The sequence below is a fragment of the Ensifer sp. 4252 genome, assembly GCF_050434565.1.
In the GTDB taxonomy this organism is placed as follows: domain Bacteria; phylum Pseudomonadota; class Alphaproteobacteria; order Rhizobiales; family Rhizobiaceae; genus Ensifer.
On record NZ_JBNDIU010000003.1, the window covers coordinates 1 to 22,230 of the forward strand.

Consider the following 22,230-nt stretch of genomic DNA (forward strand, 5'->3'; position numbering starts at 1 on the left):
AGAAAACCACAAATCCTGCCACCGCAACCAAAGCAAAAGCCCGCTAGACAGAAATGTCAGCGGGCTTTTTGGCGTTCTGAGGCAAAACAAAGCAAACGCAGCTAACCGCCAAGCGCGCCTGAAACAAACTCCAGAAAAACCCGCAACTTTTGCCGGTGCGACGCTGATGTATGCGGCGCAAGCCTTCGGTCTTGCCTCCTGCCCGATGGGCGGTTTCGATCCGGACGGTGTCGCGCGCGAGTTTGCTCTCGGGCCACAGGAAATCCCGGTGATGCTGCTGGCCGTCGGCCATGGCGAGGCTGGCAACTGGCCGCCAAAACCCCGCCGTGCCGTGGCGGACGCGCTTGGCCTTGCCTAATGCATTGGCTCGAACCGGCGCCGTCCTGGAAGGGGGCATCGGTTCGGCCGATGTGAGCCGCTGCATCAGACGCCGTAACCTGGCGTAGATCCGGCATGATGGCGCCGATCGCATGAGCCGGCGTGTTACCCTGCCTTGCAGGCGTCTGCGGCGATGTGCGGGCAGTCGACATCAGTTCGATCTTTTAATGTTGAAGCGCTCAGCGTCCTGGACGGAGAAAACGCGTCAATAGCAGGTGCAGCATCGGCGCCTCTTCGAGGGGATTGAAGCCTGGATCGACGGCTATGCGCCCGAAGATGCCGTCGATGATGGCTGCAATCCAGCGTGCGCCGCCTTCGGGATCGATGACGGCATCGATCTGTCCTCGTTCGTGTGCGGCTTTGATCACAGCGGAAAGGGCGCTGCGCAGCTCAGCGTCATTCGCCGCCACCAGTTCGCCAATGCGTTCGTCGCGCGTCGCCTCGGCGGCGATCTCGAGCGCCAGGCTAGAAAAGACCGGATCGGCCGCCAGCCGCAGGACAACGTCCATGAAACCCAACAGCGCGGCAAAAAGATCCGGCGCTTCATGGAGTTCACGGAAAAACTCCGCCGTTTCTTGACGTTCGACCTCCACGATCGCGGCGATGATGGCGTGTTTGGTCGGAAAATAATGGAAGAGATTGCCCGGGCTCATGCCTGCCTCGGCGCAGATTTCCGCGGTCGATGTGCCGTGAAACCCCTTGCGGGCAAAACAGACGATGGCTGCATCGAGGATGACTTGCCGCCGTGCAGCATGTTTCTCCGGGTCGATCTTGCGCATCGTGGCTCTCCGCAATGGTCCACTATTCTTTAATAGACTGATCGATCTCATATGCGATGCGAGCCTAGCAGAGTCAATAGAAACGGCCTGGTCGGCCAGGAGCGCCATGTTCCCGCAATGATTGTATGCGATCGCCTTATTATTGACGCGTTCAGTTGATGAAGTTATTAGATTGACTAATCGAATAAATAATTTTCTTCTGAACGCCTAATCAGGAATTGTCGACGCGGTGCGATCCTTGCGAGGAGTAGCCGACGTCCGTTTCCGTCAGCGAAAGCCAACCAGGATGAGACGTCCCCCAGTTCTGAGCGCAGCAATGATCGCCATGTTCATGCTTGTTGGAACGACCGGCGAGTTGCTTGCCAACGAAGCTGCGGCATCAGTGAACGCCGATGCCGCAGCTTCAACCCGCACCGTCTCGACGCTTGTTACGGACAGGCAGCCGCAGAAATGGATGCGGTCCTTTGCCGGTATCTTCGTCGCTCGCGAAGAGATTGCCGTCGGCACGACGTTGACCGAGCAGCGGATTGCCAAGGTCGAGGTCGAGATCGGCGATCGGGTGGTTGTGGGCCAGGTTCTTGCGCGGCTCGAAACAGAGATGCTGGAGAACCTTCTGCGTGAGGCGGAGGGTCGCGTGGCCCGCGCCGGGGCGGCGGTTGCTCAGCAGGAAGAGACTGTCCGGCAGGAGGAAAAGAAGCTCGATCGCGCCCGCCAGCTGCGGCATCTGAAGGCAGAAACGTTCCTCGAAGAACGGGTCTCGGCCGTGGCGATTGCCCGGGAGGCGGTGAAGGTCGCGCGCGCCGACGACGCCCAGGCCCAGGCGCTCTACGCCGAGGCGCGCCGCAAGCTCGAACGCGCGGTGATCGTCGCGCCTTCCGCCGGTATCGTTTCCGAGCGCCTTGCCCGCGCCGGCGCTCTGGCCGGATCGGAGCCGCTGATGCGCCTGATCCGCGACGGCGAGATCGAGCTTGCTGCCGAAATACCGGAGAGCGAGCTTCCCCTGCTGGCCGTCGGTCAGAAGGTGAAGATCAAGCTTTCCGGACGCACGGACGTGATCGGAGGCCATATCAGGGTGATCAATCCGAAGATTGATAGTGAGACACGGCTTGGCACGGCCAAGATTGCGCTCATGACCGACAAACCACCCTATGCCGGAACGTTCGGCCGCGCCGAGATCGTCGTTGCGGAACGTACGGCCATCATGGTCGACGATTCGGCGCTGCTTTACGGCACACCGGACGGAATGCCCTCGGTGTTCATCGTCGAGGGCGGGAAGGTCAAGCGCAAGACGGTCCAGGCCGGGATGCGCCAGAGCGGCAAGGTGGAGATCGTGTCGGGCCTCGATGCCGGCGAACGCGTCGTTGCAAAGGCCGGCGTTTCTCTGCGCGAGGGCGAGGCCGTCGCCACCAGGGACATTGAACCCGCTCGGACAGGCGCACTGAAATGACCAGCAACATATCCGCCTGGGCAATCCGAAAGCCCGTTCCGACGCTCGTCCTGTTCGTCGTTCTGACGCTTGTCGGCATCGCATCGTTCCTGCGCCTGCCCGTCAACGCCAACCCGAGCGTTTCGTTTCCGGTCGTGACCGTGACCATCACGCAGCCAAGCGCCCAGCCGGCGGAGATGGAAACGCAGGTGACACGTCGGGTGGAGGGGGTGGCCGCCGGGCTGGTCGCCGTCAATCACATTCGCTCGACGGTCGCCAACGGCGCTTCGACGACCACGGTCGAGTTCAAGATCGGCACCGACCCTGATCGTGCCGCCAACGACGTGCGCGAAGCGGTCGCCCAGATCCGGTCCGATCTGCCGCAGTCGATCCAGGAACCGGTGGTGTCGCGCGTCGACGTCGATGGCAGCGCCATCGTCTATTACACCGTGCGTGCGCCGAACATGTCCGCTGTGGAGCTGTCGTGGTTCGTGGACGACACCTTGAACAGCGAGCTTCTGACGCTTCAGGGCGTCCAGAAGGTTCAGCGCCTGGGTGGCGTCAACCGCGAAGTTCGCGTTTCGCTCGATCCGGAGCGTCTCCTGGCGCTCGGCGTCACCGCCGACCAGGTCAACACAGCGATGCGCGAACTCAATACCAATGTGCCGAGCGGACGAGGCGAGATCGGCGGCCGCGAGCAGTCGATCCGCACGATCGGCAGTGCCACCTCGGTCGAAGAGCTTTCGCGGCTGTCGGTCCCGATCTCAGGCGGCCGCTGGGTCCAGCTCTCCGATGTGGCGACGATCGAGGACACCTCATCCGAGCCGCGCAATTTTGCCCGGCTCGACGGCGAACCCGTCGTCAGCTTCTCGGTGTCGCGCAGCAAAGGCGCGAGCGACACGGTGGTTGCCGATCGCGTTGCGGCACGGCTTGCGGAAATCCAGGCGCGCACGCCCGGTATCGAGATCAAGGAATTGATCTCGCTGGTCGAATACACCAAGGAGAGCTACGACGCGGCAGTGACGGCCCTGTTGGAGGGAGCGGCGCTGACCGTCGTGGTCGTCTTTGCGTTCCTGCGCAATTGGCGGGCAACGTTGATCTCGGCACTGGCCATGCCGCTATCGATCCTGCCGACCTTCATGGTCATGGATCTGCTCGGCTTCACCTTGAACAGTATCAGTCTGCTGGCACTGACGCTTGTCATCGGCATTCTGGTCGACGATGCGATCGTCGAGATCGAAAACATCGAGCGGCACGTGGACATGGGCAAACGACCTTTCCTTGCCGCGATCGATGCCGCCGACGCGATCGGCCTTGCGATCGTTGCGACGACGCTGACGATCGTGGCGGTGTTTGCGCCCGTCAGCTTCATCGGTGGCGCGGTCGGGCAATATTTCAAGCAGTTCGGTCTGACTGTCGCCATCGCCGTGCTGTTCTCGCTGGCGGTTGCCCGCCTGCTGACGCCGTTGATGGCGGCCTATCTGCTTCGCCCGAGGATGGGGCACGGACATGAAGTCAAGCGTTCACGCATCGGCGACGTCTACGTTCGATTGCTGGGCTGGACACTCGATCACCGCAAGACGGCGCTCTCCATCGTTGCCCTGATCTTTGTCGGCTCGATCGCGCTTCTGACGATGTTGCCGACCGGTTTCATACCCACGAGTGACAGCAATCTCTCGACATTGAAAGTCACCCTGCCGCCGGGCACGCGGCTCGAGGAAACGGCCCGTGTCTCGGACGAGCTGACGCGCAAGATCAAAGAGCGGCCGGAGGTCGATAGCGTGCTTGCGACCGCCGACCAGCTCAATGAGGTGAGCCTGCTCATCAAGCTTCGGCCACGCAAGGAGCGCGGGCTCGACCGCAAGTCGTTCGAACTGTCCCTGCGTCCATTGCTCGCGGAGACGCCGGACATTCAGGCGACCTTTGCGTCCGAGCAGGGTGCCAAGGATCTGTCGATCTATCTGACCAGCGACGACCCGCAGGCGCTGACCCAGGCCGTGCGCCAGCTCGAAAAGGAGATGCGGGCGATGCCGGGTCTCGTCAACGTCCAGTCGACTGAACCCTTGCTGTCACCGGAGCTGCTCGTGAAGCCTCGCCTCGACGAGGCTGCCCGTCTCGGCGTCTCGGTAACGTCGATCGGGACGGTGGCGCGCATTGCCACCATGGGGGACAGCGAAAGCAATTCGGCGCGGTTCAATCTCGGCAACCGGCAGGTGCCGATCCGGGTGATGCTCGACGAAACCGCACGGGCGGATTTCGACACTTTGCGAAACCTGCGCGTCGGTACCAACTCCGGAAAGCTGGTGCCGCTCACATCCGTGGCTGACATTTCCTTCGGCGCGGAGGAGGGCAGTGTCGAGCGCCTCAACCGCAAACGCCTGATGGCGGTCGAGGCCAATCTGAATGGGATTACGCTCGGCACCGCATTCGAAGCGGTCTCTGCTCTGCCTGCCATGATCAAGATGCCGGTGGGGGTTTCGCAGGCGAATTACGGCGAAGCCGAATACATGTCGGAAATGTTCCGCAATTTCGCGCTCGCTCTGCTTGCCGGCATCCTGATGGTCGCAGCGGTGCTCGTCCTGCTGTTCAAGGACTTCCTGCAGCCGATCACCATCCTGATTGCCCTGCCGTTGTCGATCGGCGGCGCTGCGCTGGCGCTCATTCTTTTTGGCGCAGCACTCGATCTCTCCTCGACTATCGGCATCCTGATGCTGATGGGCATCGTCTGCAAGAACTCGATCCTGCTGGTCGATCATGCGATCGTCTGCCGGAACGAGGGGGCGGACCGGCGAACGGCCTTGCTGACGGCGGGCACCACCCGCGCGCGCCCGATCATCATGACGACGATCGCGATGGTCGCCGGCATGGTTCCGGCAGCAATCGGTGTCGGTGCGGACGCGGCCTTCCGCGCACCGATGGCGATCGCCGTGATCGGCGGACTGATCACCTCGACGATGCTCAGCCTCGTCTTCGTGCCGGTGATGTTCACGGTGATGGATGATATCAGCGTGCGCCTCGGGCGCTGGCTAAAGCGTCTGTCATCGGTGACCGACGAGGACAAGATCGCCGATGCGGCCCGCAACGGCAGGCCGCTCGTATCGGGTTCTTCGCAGTGAGCGGGTCGGCCTACTCGAAATAGTTGACGAGCCGCGTTTCGCCGACGGCGTGAACGCGGCAGTCGACGTCGAAGATCGCCTGCAGGCGCGACGGCTCGATCATGTCCTTCGGCGCGCCCTCGAAGGCGAGCCTGCCCTCGCGCATGGCGACGATGCGGTCGGAATAGGCGGAGGCGAAGTTGATGTCGTGCAGCACGACGACGACCGTCTTGGCGAAATCGTCGGCCAGCCGCCGGAGCAGCTTCATCGTCTCGACCGCATGTTTCATGTCGAGGTTGTTGAGCGGCTCGTCGAACAGCATGTAGTCGGTATCCTGGCAGAGCACCATGGCGATGAAGGCGCGCTGGCGTTGGCCGCCCGATAGCTCGTCGAGGAACCGATGCTCCAGGGGTTGCAGACCGACATAGGCAATCGAGCGCTCGATATGCTCGACGTCGACCGCCGTCAGGCGACCTTTCGAATAGGGGTAGCGCCCGAAGGCGACGAGATCGCGCACGCTGAGGCGCGCGGTGATGTGGTTGTCCTGGCGCATGATCGACAGGCGCCGCGCAAGCACGTCGCCGGCGGTCCTGCTGACATCGAGCCCGTCGACCAGAACCTGCCCTCCATCCATCGGCATCAGCCGGCTGACGATCGACAGCAGCGTCGATTTGCCGGCGCCGTTCGGGCCGATGATCGAGGTGAGGCCGCCGGCCGGCAGCGTCATCGAGACCCGGTCGACGACCGCGTTGTTGCCGTAGGATTTGGTGACGTCGCGGATTTCGATCATCGGGCGGAGCCTCGGACAAGCAGGAAGATAAACACAAGGCCGCCGACGAATTCGATGACGATGCTGAGCGCGGTGTTGAAGGCGAACAGCCGCTCCAGGATCACCTGGCCGCCGACAAGGGTGCCGATGGCAAGGCACACGGCGATCGGCAGGACGAAACGATGGCTGGCCGTCGGGGTGATCTGCCAGGCAAGGCTTGCGACCAGAAGGCCGAAGAACGTCACCGGGCCGACCAGGGCGGTGGAGACCGAGACGAGGACGGCGATGAGCACCAGCAGGATGGTGACGGTACGCTGATGGTCGACACCGAGCCCGATGGCGCTTTCGCGGCCGAGCGAAAGTACGTCGAAGGTCGGAAACAGCCTCCAGAGAACGAAGGTCACCGCGGCGACGGCGATTGTGGAGATGCCGAGAAGGTCGGCGTTGACGGTGTTGAAGCTGGCAAACAGCCGGTCCTGCAGCACCACGAACTCGTTGGGATCAAGGATCCGCTGCAGGAAGGACGAAAGGCTGCGGAACAGTCCGCCGAGGATGATGCCGACCAGCATCAGGAGATGCAGGCTGCGGGTGCCTCCGGAAAACAGCGCCCGGAACAGGAGCACGGAAAAGCCGACCATTGCCGCCGTCTCGATGACGAACTGCAGTCGCGGGTCGACAGCCGTGGCGCCGGCGGCACCGAGGAAGAATATCATGACCGTCTGCAGCAGCGCATACATCGCATCGAAGCCGATGATCGACGGCGTCAGGATGCGGTTGCCGGAGATCGTCTGGAACAGGATGGTCGAGACGGCGATGGCATAGGCGACGAGCACCATGCCCGCGAGCTTGGTGCCGCGGAAGGAGAGGATGAACGCCCAGCTTCCTTTGGCGCCGAGCGTCATGAAGGCCAGCATCGACAGGAGCGCGAGCACCGTTGTTACCAGCAACATGCCTGCGGGCGAGACCCTTTTGATGTCAGCCTGCATGGGCGCGCCTCGAAAGCAGCAGATAGAGGAAGACGACACTGCCGATGACGCCCATGACGGTTCCAACCGGGATCTCGTAGGGGGCGATGATCATCCGGCCGACGATGTCGCAGGCCAGCACCAGCCCGGCGCCGGTGGCGGCGATCAGCGGGAGGGTGCGTCTGAGGTTGTCGCCGACCACGAGGCTGATGACATTCGGCACGATCAGTCCGAGGAACGGTACCATGCCGACGGTGGCAACGACGGTGGCCGTCACCATCGAAACGATGCAAAGGCCGAGCGTCACCACCCTGTTGTAGTCGAGGCCGACATTGCGGGCGATCTCCTCGCCCATGCCGATGACGGTGAAGCGGGCTGCGGTGACATAGGCGACCAGCGTCAGGGCAAAGGCGATCCACAAAAGTTCGTAGCGGCCGCGCAGCACGCCGGAGAAATCGCCTGACATCCACGCCCCCATCGACTGCATCATGTCATAGCGATAGGCGACGAAGGTGGTGACGGCGCTGATGACGCCACCGAGCATGATGCCGACCAGCGGCACCATCAGCACTGAGCGCAGCGGGATCTGACGCAGGATTTTGAGAAACAGCGCCGTGCCGGCAAGGGCGGTGAGGGCGGCGACGGCCATCTTGGCGGCAACCGGCAGAGTGGGCGCAAAGATCATCGTCAGCAGCATGCCGAGGGCGGCCGATTCGGCGGTGCCAGCGGTCGATGGTTCGACGAAGCGGTTGCGCGCCAGCATCTGCATGATGGTGCCGGCGACGGCGAGACCGGTTCCGGCCAGCATCAGCGCCAGGGTGCGTGGCACCCGGCTTTCGATGAGCAGCAGCCAGCCGCGTCCATCGCCCTCAAGCCCGGAGGCGAGGATGCCGACGCCGGTCATGACGCTGATGACGGCAAGCAACAAGATGACGGGAACGGCAATCAGAAGTGGTTTCATCGATCGGTCTTTACCCATGCCCGGGGTTCGGCGAAACCCCATACGCCTTTTTGAAGGCTGCCATAAAATTGGAGGGATTGGCGTAGTCGACGGTCGTGGTGGGCTCCCCCAATCGTTCGCGGTGCGAAAGTGGACTGCAAGCCGTCGGTTCCGCATGGGTCGACATCGTACCGGCGCTTGGCCTACGATCAATGTCGGGTTGAAAATGGCTCTTCCTGGCCGACTGGCTGCCGTTCATTCTTCCGCCGCCTCCGAGCAATTGGCGCATCTTCCGTTCGTGCACTTCGGCAAGGCGAAAGCGTCGCCGGTCAGGTACCGAACTGGAGCTGAGCTTCAATCATATATATGACATCTCTAGTCAAGTTTCGTCATGCGAAGGTGGCAGTTGGTCCGAACCGGTTGACGGCAGGAAGGGAGTATCTCTGCGGCTCGTGCGCAGACCACAGACCGCCCCATTCTGTCCGTGTTGCAAGACTTTGAACGGTCTTGTTGCCCTCTTTGGAAAATCGCGCTAGACGACGGAAAACATGAGGAAATAAGTCATGAATGTATCGCTATTTTCTAATGCTCTTCGTAGTGCCGCCGTGGCTGCGATCCTGGCACTGGCGCCGGCCGCAAGCGCTGAAACGTTGAAGATCGAGCACAGCAGCGGCACGACGGATGTCGAAAAGAATCCGAAGACCGTGCTGGTTTATGACTTCGGCATGCTCGAGACCCTGGATATGCTCGGCGTTGCCGTGGCCGGCGTTCCCGGTTCTGCGATCCCGCCCTCCCTCGAAAAATACAGGTCCGACACCTATCCGAAGATCGGCACGTTGTTCGAGCCGGACTACGAGGCGGTCAATGCGGCCGAGCCCGATTTGATCATCGTCGGTGGCCGTTCGCAGTCGAAGTATGCCGAACTTGCCAAGCTCGCTCCGACCATCGACCTGACCTCCGATGACAAGGATCTGATTGGCAGCGTCAAGAAGAATGCCGCCATTCTCGGCCTCATCTTCGGCAAGGAAGCGGAGATCAAGGCAGCTTCGGAGAAGCTCGACGCCTCGATCGAAAAGCTGCAGGGTGTTGTCAAGGGTGCCGGCACCGGCCTCGTGCTGCTGACGACCGGCGGCAAGATCAGCGCCTATGGCAAGGGTTCGCGCTTCGGCGAAATCCACGACATCTTCGGTGTAGAACCGGCCGACCCGAAGCTGCAGGTCGCAACGCATGGCCAGGCCGTTTCCTACGAATATATCCTCGAGACCAATCCGGACTGGATCTTTGTCGTCGACCGCGACGCGGCGATCGGCCAGGAAGGCCAGCCGGCAGCAGCCCTGCTCGACAACGAGCTGGTGCGCCAGACCAAGGCCTGGAAGAACGAGCGGGTCGTCTATCTCGATTCCGCCAAGCTCTATCTGACGAGTTCCGGCCTGAAGTCCGAACAGGATATCGTCGATCAGCTCACTGAAGCGCTGAGCAAGAAGTAAGTTGAACTTCGGACAAGGGGCGGCAGGAGCGATCATGCCGCCTTTTGTCTTGCCCCTTACCTGCCAATCGATCCCATGCAGTGTGGAGAAGAACATGTTGAAAGCCACGAGCGGTTTTACCACAGAGCGCGCGTCGCAATACCTGCAGCAGCTGTCCAAGCATTTCGCGCATAAAACGACGGTCGAATACACCGAAACGGATTCGGTTGCAGTGATTGGGGCGAGCACCGCACGCATGACTGCCCGCGGAGATCATCTGTCTTTCGTCGCGGAATCGCCGGATGCCGAGGCGCTGGCGGAATGCAAGGACGTCATCGAGCGTCATATCATCCGCTTCGCATTTCGCGAGGAACTGAAGGCGCTCGACTGGGCCGAAACCGCCGAGTGAGCGGTCGGCCTCCTTCCGATCGATGTATTCAATGCTTGATCCTTGAACCGGTGTCGCCACGTTTGTTCGGTCGTGCCTGCAGATGCGCCGATATGCCGGATGGCAGGGATGGCTGAAGCAGCGGTGGCGCGGTCGGCAGGCGCACGGATGCATCAAGCGTTCGTTTGGGCGACACCAGGACCCTCGGCGGCGGCGCAATCGATATCGGAGTTTGCTCCGGTTCGGGAACCTCGTCCTGTGCGGTTTGCATGGCCGCCTTGAGCCGAATGACGGCCTCTTGCGCCTTCAGCTTGCAGCGCGTGTGATCCGGATCGTCGGAATGGATATCCTCGAAGCTGCTGAAGATGCCGAGGGCCTCTTCGCCTCGGCCGATCGCGCAGAGGGCGACGCCGAGCTTGTAGCGCACGAGGCTTAAGAGCGGATGGCGAGCAAGCAAGGCCTCAAAGGTCTCGGCCGCTTCAGCGTAGTGCCCCTGCGCCATCTGGCTGTCGCCGAGTCGATGCTGGATCTTGCCGGCCCGCGGCATCGTTGCAAGCAGGCTTCTGTAAAGATATTCGGCCTCGTCGTGCTCGCCCTTGTCGTCGAAAAGCTGGGCGAGGCCATAGCGGGCTCGGGTGTGTGTCGGCACGGTGTGGATGACCTGCCGGTAGCCGGGTTCCGCCTTGTCCAGTCGCCCCTGGCTGTGCAGTTCCACGGCGCGTTCGTAGACATGTTCGATGCTGCGCGGGTTGAGGCAGTTGCGCAGATTGCGGCCTGATCGCGTCCTGACAAGCATGCTGCGAATGCGGCGCTCTTCGACCCCGAAGGAATATTTGTAGCCTTCGTTGCCGCGCAGGAAATCGTAGATCCGATATCCCCCGGCGATCGCATCGCGAATGGCAAAGCCGTGCAGCAGAAGCCCCGGGGAAGGGGTCGTCCACGTCTCGTCGCGGCCGGTGATATAGAACAGGATGGTCTTCTTCTGCCGGTCGAGCAGATTGGCAAGCACGCCGAGCGGCCGGTCCTGATACCACAGAACGGGAACATCGAGCGCGCCCTCGTTAAAGGCATCGAGCAGCATCTCACGCGTGAACGTGATCAGTCGATCGACCTTGTGGCCCTTGCGCTCTGCCCATTTGATGCGCCACAGCCGGAACAGGGTGTCGAGGTCCCTTTCGATCGTCTCACTCGTCGCATGGGTAATTCGGTAGTCGGGTGATGCTTCGACCATCCGCATGAAGCGACGCAGCTTCTGTCGCGTCTGCGCGCTCATATGCGTGCTGAGATAATCCTCCCAGCTTTCCGGCAGGTTCACATAGGGGCAGATCGTATTGTCGATATTGTCTGGGTTGCTGCGCTCGTTGCTGGTCTGGACGAACTGGTCTTCGGGAAAGGCGCCAAGCAGGCGGTCGAGCCGGGACGAGGCCGTGTAGAAATAGTCGAAGGTAAGGGTTGTCCAGTTCTCCTTGCCGATATGGGCAGAAAAGGCGTCGGCCGCCTCATCCTCCAGGCCGGGCCGGCACAGGAAGCCGGTGTAGTCGGCGCCGTAATTGCCTGCCATGCGGATCTCGTCGCAGAAAAGCTTGGTCGTGTCGTCCTGGTAGGTCGACACTTTCAATGGCAGGAAGGCGCAATACTGCCCATCGCCTTCCTGCTTGAGGGCGAGAATGAACCAGCGGTGGCGGTGCGACAGATATTTCTGCAGCCACTCCCAGGAAAGAAAGAGATGAGCTTCTGGGTCTTCGAGATAGACCCTATCCCAATCGCCGCGAATTTTTTCAAAATCTTCTGAAGTATCAATAATATCTATTTTCATAACGCCCTCATACGCAACTGAAAAATACTTCTCATTGTAAGCATATATTCGAATGAATTTTCTTCAAAATTACCTTGTGTACTAGTCAATACTTAGATTTGTTGTGCTAATGATATTATCCGAATAGTGGGCATCGATTGCCGGCGGTGGCAGTCGCGCTTCCGTCTCTAGATCGAACGCTCGTCGAAGTTCGGCCGTGAGCGAATGAAGGCCCAGAGGCTCTTGCTGATCTCGGTAATCTCCTGAATGGCGGCTTCGAGCCGCTCCAGTTCGCGGGCGTCCAGTTGCTCGACCTTGCCGTAGCGAATGTCCTTGTCGCCCTCGACCAGGCGCATCAGTTGCGTGCTGGAGATCTCGCCCTGCTCGTCGAAGGAATAGATGCAGTGGTTGTATTTGTTGCGCATCTTCGACTGCTGTTTCAGCCGGTCCATGATCGAAAGAACGCTGTCGCGCGTGTCGACCGGGGTGGCCGGCAGCTTGGCCAGGCGTTCGGTCAGATCGATGCGGGCGCGCGTCGTGTTCAAGGTCAGAAAGACCACGATCGCCTGCTCCTTGTCGACGTTCAGCAGGTGGGCGATGATGTAGATCAGCAGGCTTTCGGTGTTGGTCCAGACATAGTTGAGGCGGCCGACAAGCAGAAGCACCTCTTGTATCGCTGCCATCGAACGTCTCCCCTGTGCGCCATCGATGACGCGCTGCTGTCATCGGCGCAAACCATTCTGACGGAAATGACCGAGCCTTCAAGGCGTTGGCAGATCGCTGGTGAAACAGCGAAAGCTGCGGTCCCATTCTGCTTAGCCCCGTCGTCATCTCCGCCCCCCGTACTTCGCCTTCAGGTTTCCTTGAAGGCGCGTGACATGCTGTCGGTGATCGGCTTCGTCAGATACTCGAAGAACGTGCGCTCCGACGTCGTGATCAGCACTTCCGCCGGCATGCCGGGCACCGGATGGAAGCCGTGGATACGGTGGATCTCGCTGACGGGAACCTCGACGCGGACGATGTAGACATCTCGCTGCTGGCCGCCGCTCATCTCTTCAACGGAATCGGCCGAGACATAGAAGACCTTGCCGCTCAGCACTGGCGTCGTGCGGCGATTGAGCGCCGACAGACGGATCGTCGCGTCCTCGCCCACTCGCAACTGATCGATCGAGGTCCGCAGCACCTGCGCCTCGATGATCAGCGGCACATTGGCCGGCAGGATTTCCATGATCGGCTTGCCAGTCGCGATCACTCCGCCGGCGGTATGGAAATAGCTGCGCACCACGGTGCCGTCGACGGGCGAACGGATGGTGGCACGGCCGAGAACTTCGCTTGCCTCGCGCAACTGTTCGCGCACGCCATCGAGATCGGCTTCTGCGGCTTCAAGCCCATCGAGCGCCGCCTGCTTGTTGGCGTTGACGGCGATCACCGCCTCCTGGCGATAGCGATCGATCTGCGACAGGCTCTCCTTGACCTCGGCGTCGAGTCTGCCGATTTCGCCCATGGCGTCCGCGGCAGCACGGTCGAGCGCCATCAGTTCCGATTTCTTGGTCAGTCCACCTTGGACAAGCTTGCTCTTGGCGGCCCGCTCCTCGTTGAGGATATCCAGCTGCTTGGTGAACGATTCCTGCTGGCGCTCGTAGCCTTTGGCTCGGAACTCCAACGACTTGATGTTCTGGTCGATGAGGTTCAGCTGATCGTCGAGCTTGATCTTCTTGCTGTGGAAGTTGACGTTCTGGCTCTCGATGATCGCGTGGATATCGGGATCGCTTGCCTCTTTCTTGACGATGTCCGGGATCTTGAACGTATCGCTGCCCATGGCCTCGGCGCGCAGCCGCGCGACCACTGCCTCGAGACGCAGCCGCTTCAGGTTGAGCGCGCGTTCGTTGGCGCGCGACGGCGTCTGGTCGAGCTTGACCAGGATGTCGCCAGTCTTGACCTTGTCGCCTTCGTCCACCAGCATCTGCTCGATAATGCCGCCCTCGAGGTGCTGAATGATCTTGTTGTTGCCGTTGGCGACAAAACTGCCCTGGGCGATGATTGCCGCTGCCAGAGGTGCAGCGAAGGCCCAGTAGCCGAAGCCGCCGAATGAAGCGACGATCAACGCGAGGCCGGCCAGGCTGTGCAGCTTGATCGATCGCGGCACCTCCGAATACCACTCGACGGCATGTTCTTCGGCAGCGTTCTTTTTTTCGCGGCTCATGGTCATTCTCCGGCGATACGGGGTGCGGACTTTTCGTCCTTCGGCTTTGCGCCGATGGCTGCAAGCACGTCGGCACGTGCACCGAACATGGCAACGGTGCCCTCGTTCAGAACCATGATCTTGTCGACGCATTGCAGCAAAGCGGGGCGCTGGGTGATGGTGACGGTGGTGATGCCTTGTTTCTTGGCATGCATCAGCGCCCGGGCAAGGGCTGCTTCGCCATTGGTGTCGAGATTGGAATTGGGCTCGTCCAGCACCACGAATTTGGGGTTGCCGAAGAAGGCGCGTGCCAGTGCAATGCGTTGCTTCTGACCACCCGAGAGCGGCGCACCGTCCGCGGCCACGATCGTCTCGTAGCCCTGCGGGAACGACGCGATCAACTCGTGCACGTCGGCGAGTACGGCCGCTTCGAAGATTGCGCTGTCGTCGACATCGTCGCGCATGCGCGAGATGTTGGCCTTGATCGTGCCGGGAAAGAGCTGCACGTCCTGCGGCAGATAGCCGATGCTTTCGCCGAACTGCCGCTGGTCCCAGTTTCTCAAATCCATCAGATCGAGGCGGACATTGCCAGAGGTCGGCACGATCGAACCGACGAGCATCTTGCCGAGCGTCGTCTTGCCCGAGCCGGAATTGCCGATGACCGCGAGGGACTCCCCCTTGTTGAGCGAGAAGGAGATGCCGTTGAGGATCACCCGCTTCTGCGGCGGCGGCACGAAGAGGATGCGTTCGACATCGAGCCGGCCCTCCGGGTTCGGCAGTCGCAGGCGCGGAAAGTTCAACGGCGAATTGACCAGCAGCTGCTTGATCCGGCCGTAGGCGGCCCGCGAGTGGCTGAGCTGGTTCCAGCCCTCGATCGCCCCTTCGACCGGCGCAAGCGCGCGCCCCGAGATGATCGAAGCGGCAATCACCATGCCGCCGGTGATGTGCCCGTCCATCGACAGATGCGCGCCCCAGCCGAGCAGGGCGACCTGGGTGAACATGCGCACCGCCTTTGACGCTCCGGTAAAGACGATGCTGCGATCCTGGGCATAGACCTGCGATTTCAGCGAGCCCGCCGTTTCGCGGCCCCACATCTTCACGGCTTCCGGGATCATCGCCAGCGCGTTGATGATCTGCGAATTGCGCGACATCGAATCGAGATGGAAATTGGCGCGGCTGAGGAAGGCGTTGGCCTCGCTGAAGGGCTGCGACGTTGCCTTTTGATTGAGATAGGCGATCACGAACAGCACCACGCAGCACATGACGACGATTAGTCCGAGCTGCGGCTGGATGATGTAGACCACCACGACGAAGAACGGCATCAGCGGCGCATCGAGGAACGAGATCAGGGTGCCGGAGACGATGAAGGAGCGCAGCTGCTGAAGGTCGCTCAACACCTGATAGTCGCGACCGTTACCGTGCAATGACGCTCTCGCGGCCGCACTCAGGATTGGTGCGCCGAGCTGGACTTCCATTTCGACGGCTGTGCGCATCAGGATGAAGCGGCGGATGGAATCGAGGATGACCTGCAGGATGATGGCGCCGAGAACGGCGATCGTCAGCATCACCAGCGTATCCTGCGAGCGGCTCGTCAGCACGCGGTCGGAGATCTGGAACAGATAGATCGGAATGGCAAGGACCAGAACGTTGATCGCGATGGTAAACGCGATGACAATCATCATGTTGCGGCGGACGACGGCCATGCCGTTGCGCAGGCTGGCGGCAAAATTGACCGGTCCCATGCGCTTGTGGAACGTGTGCTTGTCGCCACCACCACCACCGCCACCACCGCCATCGGTCGGAACGCCATTGCCGCCGCCACCGTCGCGGACGGTCGGACGGCGGTCGTTCTCCTTCAGCGGGCCTGGATCGTTGTCGATCGTCTGCGGCAGAGCGCGACCCGGTCGGCTCTTCAATTCATCGGCCGGGTCGCTGTCGTTGCCACGACGAGCGGTGATTTCCTGTTGAGCCGGGCCCGCCTGCGCATCGAGCGGCTTAGGCTCCTGCGTTTCTGCCGGCAAAACCTGCGTCGGTGCGGCTTTCGCAAGTGGCACCTCGACGATTGGTGCTTCTACCGGCGCCACTTTGGGCTCGATTTCCTGCAGCGGCGCACTTTCGCGGCTCTGCCACAACGCGCCGTCGCGCCGGGGGCCGAAATGATAGCCGGCCTGTTTCTTCTCGGTATGACGGATGGGGTTTGCCAGGGAATGGGTAACGGCAAGCAATTCGGCATCGGAATCGTCGTGGGCGGCGGGCGCTTCGGCGACTTTCTCGGGCTCGGAATCGGCTTCCTGTTTCGATGCGTCTTTGTCCAGTGTCGTGCGGATCTCAAGGCCGACTTTTCGCAGTCCTTCCACGGCCTCGTTGATCGCAGCGATGCACTTGTCGGTCAACGCTGCTTCGAGCTCGTCGACCGCTTCCAGAACCGGCTCGCCCTGTGCAGGCGGTCTGCCAGCACCGCTACGCCACTTCGAAAGATCGTTCATGCCTTCCCCCGTCGTGTTCTTGTTAGGTCAGCACCGTGTGCATGACGTCGTTCCATTGGCCGTTGGACCAGGACATGTCGTTGCCGGCGTCGATCACCGTTTCGGTCGGATGCGACGGCGCGTCGTCGTCGCCGATGAAGGCGATCACTTCGTTGGCGAGCCGGGCTCCCTTGGGGGTCACGTCAGGAGTGCTGGTGTCGTGATCGACAAGACCGGCCTGGATCAGGATGGCATCGGAGTAAACCTGGCCGCCGACATAGGTCGTGTGACCGAAGGTATCGTAGTCGATGATCTGAGCGGAGTTGATGACGGCGTTGCCGCCGGTGTGGATTGTGATTTCGGCGTCCGGATTGTCGTCCAGTATTTTATTGGCGACATAGCTCACGGAGTCGGCATCACCGAGAATGCTGATCTGCTTGATGACGTTGACGTCGTAGAGATTGCCGGTGATGTAGAGGATATTCAGGCCTTCATAGCCCTGGAAGTTGAGGTCGAGCGAGAAGCCCGAAGGCAGTTCGTTGATGCGATCGTTGATGTTGTCGACCGCTTTCTCGATATAGTCGGGCATCGCCTCGAAGCGATCATTTGCGCCGACATTCTGGATCGATGCCTGGTTCCAGATGAGGTTTCCGCTCTGGTCCACGGTCATGCCGTTGCCGGCGGTGATGCCGTTGACGTGGTCGTTGTCGTAAAAGACAGCGACCTGGGTGATCATGTTCAGATCCAGGACTTTTCCGCCGACGATCACGAGATCGTATTGATCGCCGATGCCGAGGAACGATGCCAGGTTCACCGCGACGTTGCCGCCGGTCAGGGCCGTGGTCTGGACGCCGCTGGTCGTCACGGTGACTGTGTCGTTGTCGTTCAGGAAATTGTACTGCTCGACCCAGTGAACGAAGGAAACATCGCCATCGACCACGCTGACGCGCCAGGAATTCGGGAAGATCGAAGCTTGGGCTGCATCGTCTTCCTGATCGGATGACGAGGAATGATAGGCCTCGCGACCGAAATGGGCGATGTTCATCGCGACCGTGCGCGATGCGGATTCGGCCGAGTTGTCGCACAGAACCTTGTCCAGCTCGTCACTGTCGGCATAGGCGTAGGATTGCGAGATGACGTCGATCTGATGGTAGCCGCCCATCACCGCCGTCACAGGGGCGATGACGCTGGTCTCGACGATGCTGACGATATTGGCGACGATGTTGGCGCCGGCCTCGACGTAAACGGAATTGCCGCTCTTGTCGTCTTCCTCCTGCAGCGGACCGTCGGTGCCTTCGGGATCGGCGACCGGTTGCGCCAGTCCACGATCGGGCATGAGGTCGGCAAGAACCGGGGCCTCGTCGACTCGGAAACCGTTGACGTAGACGCCCTCGATACTGTCGGCGGCCAAAGCGAAATTGCCGCTGTCGTCCACCGGCAATTCGTCCGGCGACACCGTCAGGGGAAGATCGATCTCATCGTTGAGCGGATCTGGACCGGCGGGCTGCTCGGTGAGCGCAGCGCTCGTGCCAGGATCGGTGCCCGTGGCGGCGTCTGGCTCGTCGCTTGAGGCGACCGGTTCCGGCGACCGGTTTGCCGCGGCGTAGCCCGACAGATCGTCGGCGATTTTCGAAAGCCCCTCATAGGTATCGACGCGGGTGTAGTGCGCGAATGGAGTGGCTTCGGTCGCCTCTGCGCTGAATTCGGCGAGCTTGTAGGTGACGTAGGTCGTGTCGCGCGGGGCCCCGGTCGAGTCCGTCATGTTCAGCACGTCGTCGTCGCGCACCATGTTGGCCTGGACCACATGGGCAATGACCGAGCCCGGGCCGTCGTGGACGATCAGCTTGTCTTCGACAGGTGCACCGTCGGGTTGGCCGAAGCTGCTGAACAGTTTCACCGGAACGGCGTTGCCGTACTGGGCGACGGCATCGGCAAAATGGTCGCCGAAGCCGCGGATCCGTCCGAACAGATCCACATCGGCAATCTCATGGGAGGGGGTTCTATAGAGCACTTCAGGATCGTAGTCGTTCAGCTGGAATGAGGATGCAAAGTCAGCCGACTTTGTATCGCCGTCTTCGACCTGCTGCACGGCTTCCTTGAGATCGCCGCCTTCGAGCTGTTTTGCTCGCAGCCGTGCTTCATCGGTATCCGCTTCGAACATGCCGATGAAATGCGCAATGATTTCATTCAGTCTTTCCGTATGCATCGTCCCGATCCTTCCCTTTTTTCCGCATCAAAGGGAGACTTCGGCGGGCTTAGACAGGAATGCCCCGGTAAAAAGAAACGAACCGATCCGAAATCAAATTTCCGCGACTGCACCGGCCGCGCGGGGCCGGTGCAGTCTTCTTTTGTGAAAATGGATCGATCAGCTGTCGGTGTCGTGACCGACATCTGTGGTGTGCGAATTGCCGCCGATGACGCTGGAGTCGACAGCGTTGCTGACGAGGTTCGCGCCCTGGACGATTTCCTGATGGAAGCCGGAATTTGCCAGGATAGCCGAAGCGTCAGACGTCGTGCTGCCGTTGATGCCGTCGCCGGCCTCGAGGTCCCAATCCGACTTGGTGTCGAAGTTCAGACCGTCGCCACCATCCGAGTGCCCGCCGTCGGCGCGCAGGTCGTTGTTGGCGTCCGAGTTGTTCATCCTGAAGTCGTAGGCCGCGTCTTGATCGGCAAGGTTGTTGGCCTGCACCACGCTGAAGCCGGTGTCGTTGCCGGCGCCTTCGAGCGAGTTGTTGAGGATGTGGTCGACGTTCAGGTTGAACGAGAAGTCGTCGCCGATATTGAAGGTGAGGTCGCCGCCGGCGATGCCGAGGTTGTCGAAGTCCTTGACGTCCTTGAGCGTGGCAAAGTCGTCGTCCGATTTGTTGATGATGTCGTTGTCGGATGACGAATAGTTGTTGCGGTTGTCACCGTTTTCGTTGGCTTCGGTTTTGATGTCGGTATCGATATCCGTATCGATATCAGTCTTGGTGGTCACCTTGCTGTCGTAATCCCATTCATAGGAATTGTCGCGGTTGTCACCATTGTTCTTCTGGTCGATATCGGTTTCGACCTTGCTGTTGTCCTTGTAATCGTAGTCGTAATCGTAGTCGGTCGAGCTGTCGGTATAATTGTTACGGTTGTCGCCGTTTTCGTTGGCTTCGGTCTTGATGTCGGTGTCAACATCAACGTCGACGTCCGTCTTGGTGTCGTTGTCCTGCGAATTGTCGGTGGAATGGTTGCCGTTGCCGATGCCAACGTTACTCGTTGAGCCATCGTCTACGTCAAGATCATTGGCGGCACTGGTTGCCAGCCCATCGGCGAGAGCGCCGACTTTCAGATCATCATCGGCCTTGATGCTATCGTCGAGAAGTGCGGACATGTGGTTCTCCTCCTGAGAAGGAGCCAGCACCGAAACCCCTACATCTTTTATGGGGTTTTCATCCGGGGCTGGCTCTTTTTTGAAGTTCAGATGATGCTCCCGCGGGATATTCATCTGTTGGGTTTCGATATATTTCAGTGTTATTTTAAGTATATAATAGCGGCAGGTTAAATCCTGCACTCAATCATTACGTGTGACAATGGCGTTGTTTTTAATACTGATTTACGCTTCACTACGCTTACGCATTCACACGGGCCGCGAGCCAGGACGCACACACAGTTACCGGGCTCGGATCACACGAAACTCAAGTGCGATGGGAGGAGTGTGGCGCTGAATGCGATGGGACGATAGACATCAATTGGAGCTAGTAGACCCATTTCTGGGCGGATTATCTGCGGTTTTTCGGGTTTTTGGGTGGGGATTACGGATGGCAAGGGTTTGTTAATCTTTGCAAAAATCGATCTGTCGCAACCCCTGGTCATCGCGGCTAAGTTGTGCGTCAGAGCGCAGAGAGGTCTTGCCAGCCATCGCGTGGAGTGTAATGCTCACCCCAGAGATAGCTACTAGGAAGTATTGTTAGGTATTTGCCTAAGGCTCTCTCTGCAGAGAAGCTATTTCCGGTGGCGTGGGCTGGCGCACAGACGGTTTGCGGGCCGGCGCTGCCGATGGAAATGAACGATATGAATGGCTGAGTTAGTCTAGGCTGAAAGCCCGTTCAGCGCTTCGGATACGGTCGGGTTATACATTTGGTTAAAGAATAGCCCAAAGATGGTTCTAATTAGAACGATTTAAGGGGCTTTCTGGAGGGCTTCTAATCCTTTTGGGTTGTTCCACCCCTCCAACCTTTACGATACATTAGCTACTGCGAATTTTCCGTCTGTGGGGAGGGTTCGCGCTATCCACTGGTCATGAATCAATTTGCTGAGATGGGCGTAACTCCAAGTCAGGCTGGCGCACCCATAAAAATAAATGGGAAACCCGAGGAGGGCGTAATGCATCCTGAAGGCCATAACGTGGGCGATTTTGAAGATAACAACAAGGCTTTGTCGCAAAAGAAAAAGATTGTCATGCTTGCCAAGATCGACCTGTTCGCCGAGTGCCTGATGCAGGCCATCGGCTCCCGGTTTCCTGGGCACGACATCGTTAGTCTTTCCGACCCCGACAATTTGCTCGACGGTAATCTCGTCGACGTAACCCTTATTATGCTATACCGCATGTCCGCCAAGACATTCCCAACAATCCTGCGGACCATTCACGAGTTTCATCCCAAGGCCTCGATCGGGCTGGTGGTGGACAGTGCCGAAGAGCTCGATCCGTCGATCGCCGGGTTTGTTGAAGAGCGGTTGATCCATGGCGTGCTTCCTCTCAATCTGCACCTCGATGTCTGCCTTGCGGCGATCGATCTGCTGATGAAGGGGGGCGAGCATTTCCCGGCTGCGCTGTTGCGGCGGCTTTCGGTAGACCCCTATACCTCGACCAAACTTTATGGCCGGCAGGCGGAGGCGTCGGATGGTGCTGTCTATGCGAATGCCGGAAAGCGGCGGCGGGAGGCAAGTCTGGGTGGGTTGACAACCCGCGAAGTGCAGATCCTCGATTTGATCTGCATGGGAACCCAGAACAAGATTATCGCCGATCGCCTTGGGTTGTCGGAAAACACCGTGAAGGTTCACGTTCGCAACATCTACAAGAAGATGAACGTGCGAAACCGGACGGAAGCAGCATCGCGCTATTTTACCACCGATGCGGATTCCGAACACGCGGCGGGACCGTTTTCATCGCGCTGGAAAAACTGACGCAGGCAGACGTCGGGGATGATGCTTCCGTTGCTCATCGCCAATTGGCGAACTTGAGGGCCGGTTTGCGTTGGGCGTGTGCCTACAGCGCCGCGCGTCTTATTGGACGCGCAAAGGTCGCTGTAGCATTTTGAATTGCTGCATGTTTCCTTAAATCGAATACGATTTAAGGAAACATGCAGTAGCCCAAGTACTCTCGCGTCATCTGTGATGTTCGTTGTGGTGGCCCAGGTGGGCGCCGCATGTTTTGTCGTGGCGGCGAGTATCGCGTGTCGCAGACAGAGGTACGGGGAAGCGTGGCCATATGGCGTAGATCCGATATGTCGTCGATGCCTGATGGTGGAATGACGGAGTAGTTATTCTCCAATTTCTGTGTTTAACGCACCCATTCCGGCATGTGTAATTATATCTGTTCGATATCTATATAT

General features: G+C 60.0%; 16 protein-coding genes. 6 read left to right on the forward strand and 10 right to left on the reverse strand.

Features of this window, described 5'->3' with window-relative positions; all coding sequences use genetic code 11:
• The first annotated feature begins 76 nt into the window (after positions 1 to 76).
• Positions 77 to 358, forward strand: a complete 282-nt coding sequence (locus ABIE33_RS09075) for a nitroreductase family protein (RefSeq protein ID WP_429124703.1) — start codon at positions 77 to 79, stop codon at positions 356 to 358.
• Between the two features lie 199 nt (positions 359 to 557).
• Here ABIE33_RS09075 and ABIE33_RS09080 read toward each other — a convergent pair whose 3' ends face one another.
• Positions 558 to 1,157, reverse strand: a complete 600-nt coding sequence (locus ABIE33_RS09080; RefSeq protein ID WP_429124069.1) for a TetR/AcrR family transcriptional regulator — start codon at positions 1,155 to 1,157, stop codon at positions 558 to 560.
• A gap of 325 nt (positions 1,158 to 1,482) precedes the next feature.
• Here ABIE33_RS09080 and ABIE33_RS09085 point away from each other — a divergent pair, with 325 nt between their 5' ends.
• Both ABIE33_RS09085 and ABIE33_RS09090 read left to right on the forward strand, forming a co-directional pair.
• A complete protein-coding gene (locus tag ABIE33_RS09085; RefSeq protein ID WP_429124071.1) occupies positions 1,483 to 2,604 on the forward strand; it encodes an efflux RND transporter periplasmic adaptor subunit in 1,122 nt (373 codons plus the stop codon).
• On the forward strand, positions 2,601 to 5,699 hold the full coding sequence (locus tag ABIE33_RS09090) for an efflux RND transporter permease subunit (RefSeq protein WP_429124073.1): 3,099 nt from the start codon (positions 2,601 to 2,603) through the stop codon (positions 5,697 to 5,699). The genes ABIE33_RS09085 and ABIE33_RS09090 overlap by 4 nt, the downstream gene beginning before the upstream one ends.
• A gap of 10 nt (positions 5,700 to 5,709) precedes the next feature.
• On the opposite strand, the gene ABIE33_RS09095 is transcribed toward ABIE33_RS09090, so the two are convergent.
• The 3 genes from ABIE33_RS09095 to ABIE33_RS09105 are packed head-to-tail and all read right to left on the reverse strand — an operon-like array spanning position 5,710 to position 8,373.
• The gene (locus ABIE33_RS09095) at positions 5,710 to 6,468 is read right to left on the reverse strand and encodes an ABC transporter ATP-binding protein (protein WP_429124074.1); all 759 of its coding nucleotides are present in this window, start codon (positions 6,466 to 6,468) and stop codon (positions 5,710 to 5,712) included.
• On the reverse strand, positions 6,465 to 7,433 hold the full coding sequence (locus tag ABIE33_RS09100) for an iron chelate uptake ABC transporter family permease subunit (RefSeq protein WP_429124076.1): 969 nt from the start codon (positions 7,431 to 7,433) through the stop codon (positions 6,465 to 6,467). Before ABIE33_RS09100 ends, ABIE33_RS09095 begins: the two co-directional genes overlap by 4 nt.
• Complete coding sequence (locus ABIE33_RS09105; protein WP_429124077.1) at positions 7,423 to 8,373, reverse strand: ABC transporter permease; 951 nt, start codon at positions 8,371 to 8,373, stop codon at positions 7,423 to 7,425. Before ABIE33_RS09105 ends, ABIE33_RS09100 begins: the two co-directional genes overlap by 11 nt.
• Before the next feature lie 542 nt (positions 8,374 to 8,915).
• Between ABIE33_RS09105 and ABIE33_RS09110 the strand changes: the two genes are divergently transcribed.
• Both ABIE33_RS09110 and ABIE33_RS09115 read left to right on the forward strand, forming a co-directional pair.
• The gene (locus ABIE33_RS09110; protein WP_429124079.1) at positions 8,916 to 9,839 is read left to right on the forward strand and encodes a siderophore ABC transporter substrate-binding protein; all 924 of its coding nucleotides are present in this window, start codon (positions 8,916 to 8,918) and stop codon (positions 9,837 to 9,839) included.
• Between the two features lie 94 nt (positions 9,840 to 9,933).
• On the forward strand, positions 9,934 to 10,227 hold the full coding sequence (locus ABIE33_RS09115; RefSeq protein ID WP_429124080.1) for a DUF2218 domain-containing protein: 294 nt from the start codon (positions 9,934 to 9,936) through the stop codon (positions 10,225 to 10,227).
• 28 nt (positions 10,228 to 10,255) lie between these two features.
• Here ABIE33_RS09115 and ABIE33_RS09120 read toward each other — a convergent pair whose 3' ends face one another.
• The 6 genes from ABIE33_RS09120 to ABIE33_RS09145 all read right to left on the reverse strand — a co-directional run bounded on the left by ABIE33_RS09120 (position 10,256) and on the right by ABIE33_RS09145 (position 20,009).
• The gene (locus tag ABIE33_RS09120; protein ID WP_429124081.1) at positions 10,256 to 12,022 is read right to left on the reverse strand and encodes a GNAT family N-acetyltransferase; all 1,767 of its coding nucleotides are present in this window, start codon (positions 12,020 to 12,022) and stop codon (positions 10,256 to 10,258) included.
• 167 nt (positions 12,023 to 12,189) lie between these two features.
• A complete protein-coding gene (locus tag ABIE33_RS09125; protein WP_429124082.1) occupies positions 12,190 to 12,684 on the reverse strand; it encodes a hypothetical protein in 495 nt (164 codons plus the stop codon).
• Between the two features lie 170 nt (positions 12,685 to 12,854).
• Positions 12,855 to 14,204, reverse strand: coding sequence for an HlyD family type I secretion periplasmic adaptor subunit (locus ABIE33_RS09130; protein ID WP_429124083.1), 1,350 nt, complete (start codon positions 14,202 to 14,204; stop codon positions 12,855 to 12,857).
• 2 nt (positions 14,205 to 14,206) lie between these two features.
• The gene (locus ABIE33_RS09135; RefSeq protein WP_429124084.1) at positions 14,207 to 16,669 is read right to left on the reverse strand and encodes a type I secretion system permease/ATPase; all 2,463 of its coding nucleotides are present in this window, start codon (positions 16,667 to 16,669) and stop codon (positions 14,207 to 14,209) included.
• A gap of 22 nt (positions 16,670 to 16,691) precedes the next feature.
• A complete protein-coding gene (locus ABIE33_RS09140; RefSeq protein ID WP_429124086.1) occupies positions 16,692 to 18,854 on the reverse strand; it encodes a hypothetical protein in 2,163 nt (720 codons plus the stop codon).
• Positions 18,855 to 19,013: 159 nt separating this feature from the next.
• Positions 19,014 to 20,009 (reverse strand): fibrinogen-binding protein, encoded by a 996-nt coding sequence (locus tag ABIE33_RS09145; RefSeq protein ID WP_429124087.1) that lies wholly within the window; start codon positions 20,007 to 20,009, stop codon positions 19,014 to 19,016.
• A gap of 992 nt (positions 20,010 to 21,001) precedes the next feature.
• Between ABIE33_RS09145 and ABIE33_RS09150 the strand changes: the two genes are divergently transcribed.
• On the forward strand, positions 21,002 to 21,802 hold the full coding sequence (locus ABIE33_RS09150) for a LuxR C-terminal-related transcriptional regulator (protein ID WP_429124088.1): 801 nt from the start codon (positions 21,002 to 21,004) through the stop codon (positions 21,800 to 21,802).
• Positions 21,803 to 22,230: the final 428 nt, after the last annotated feature.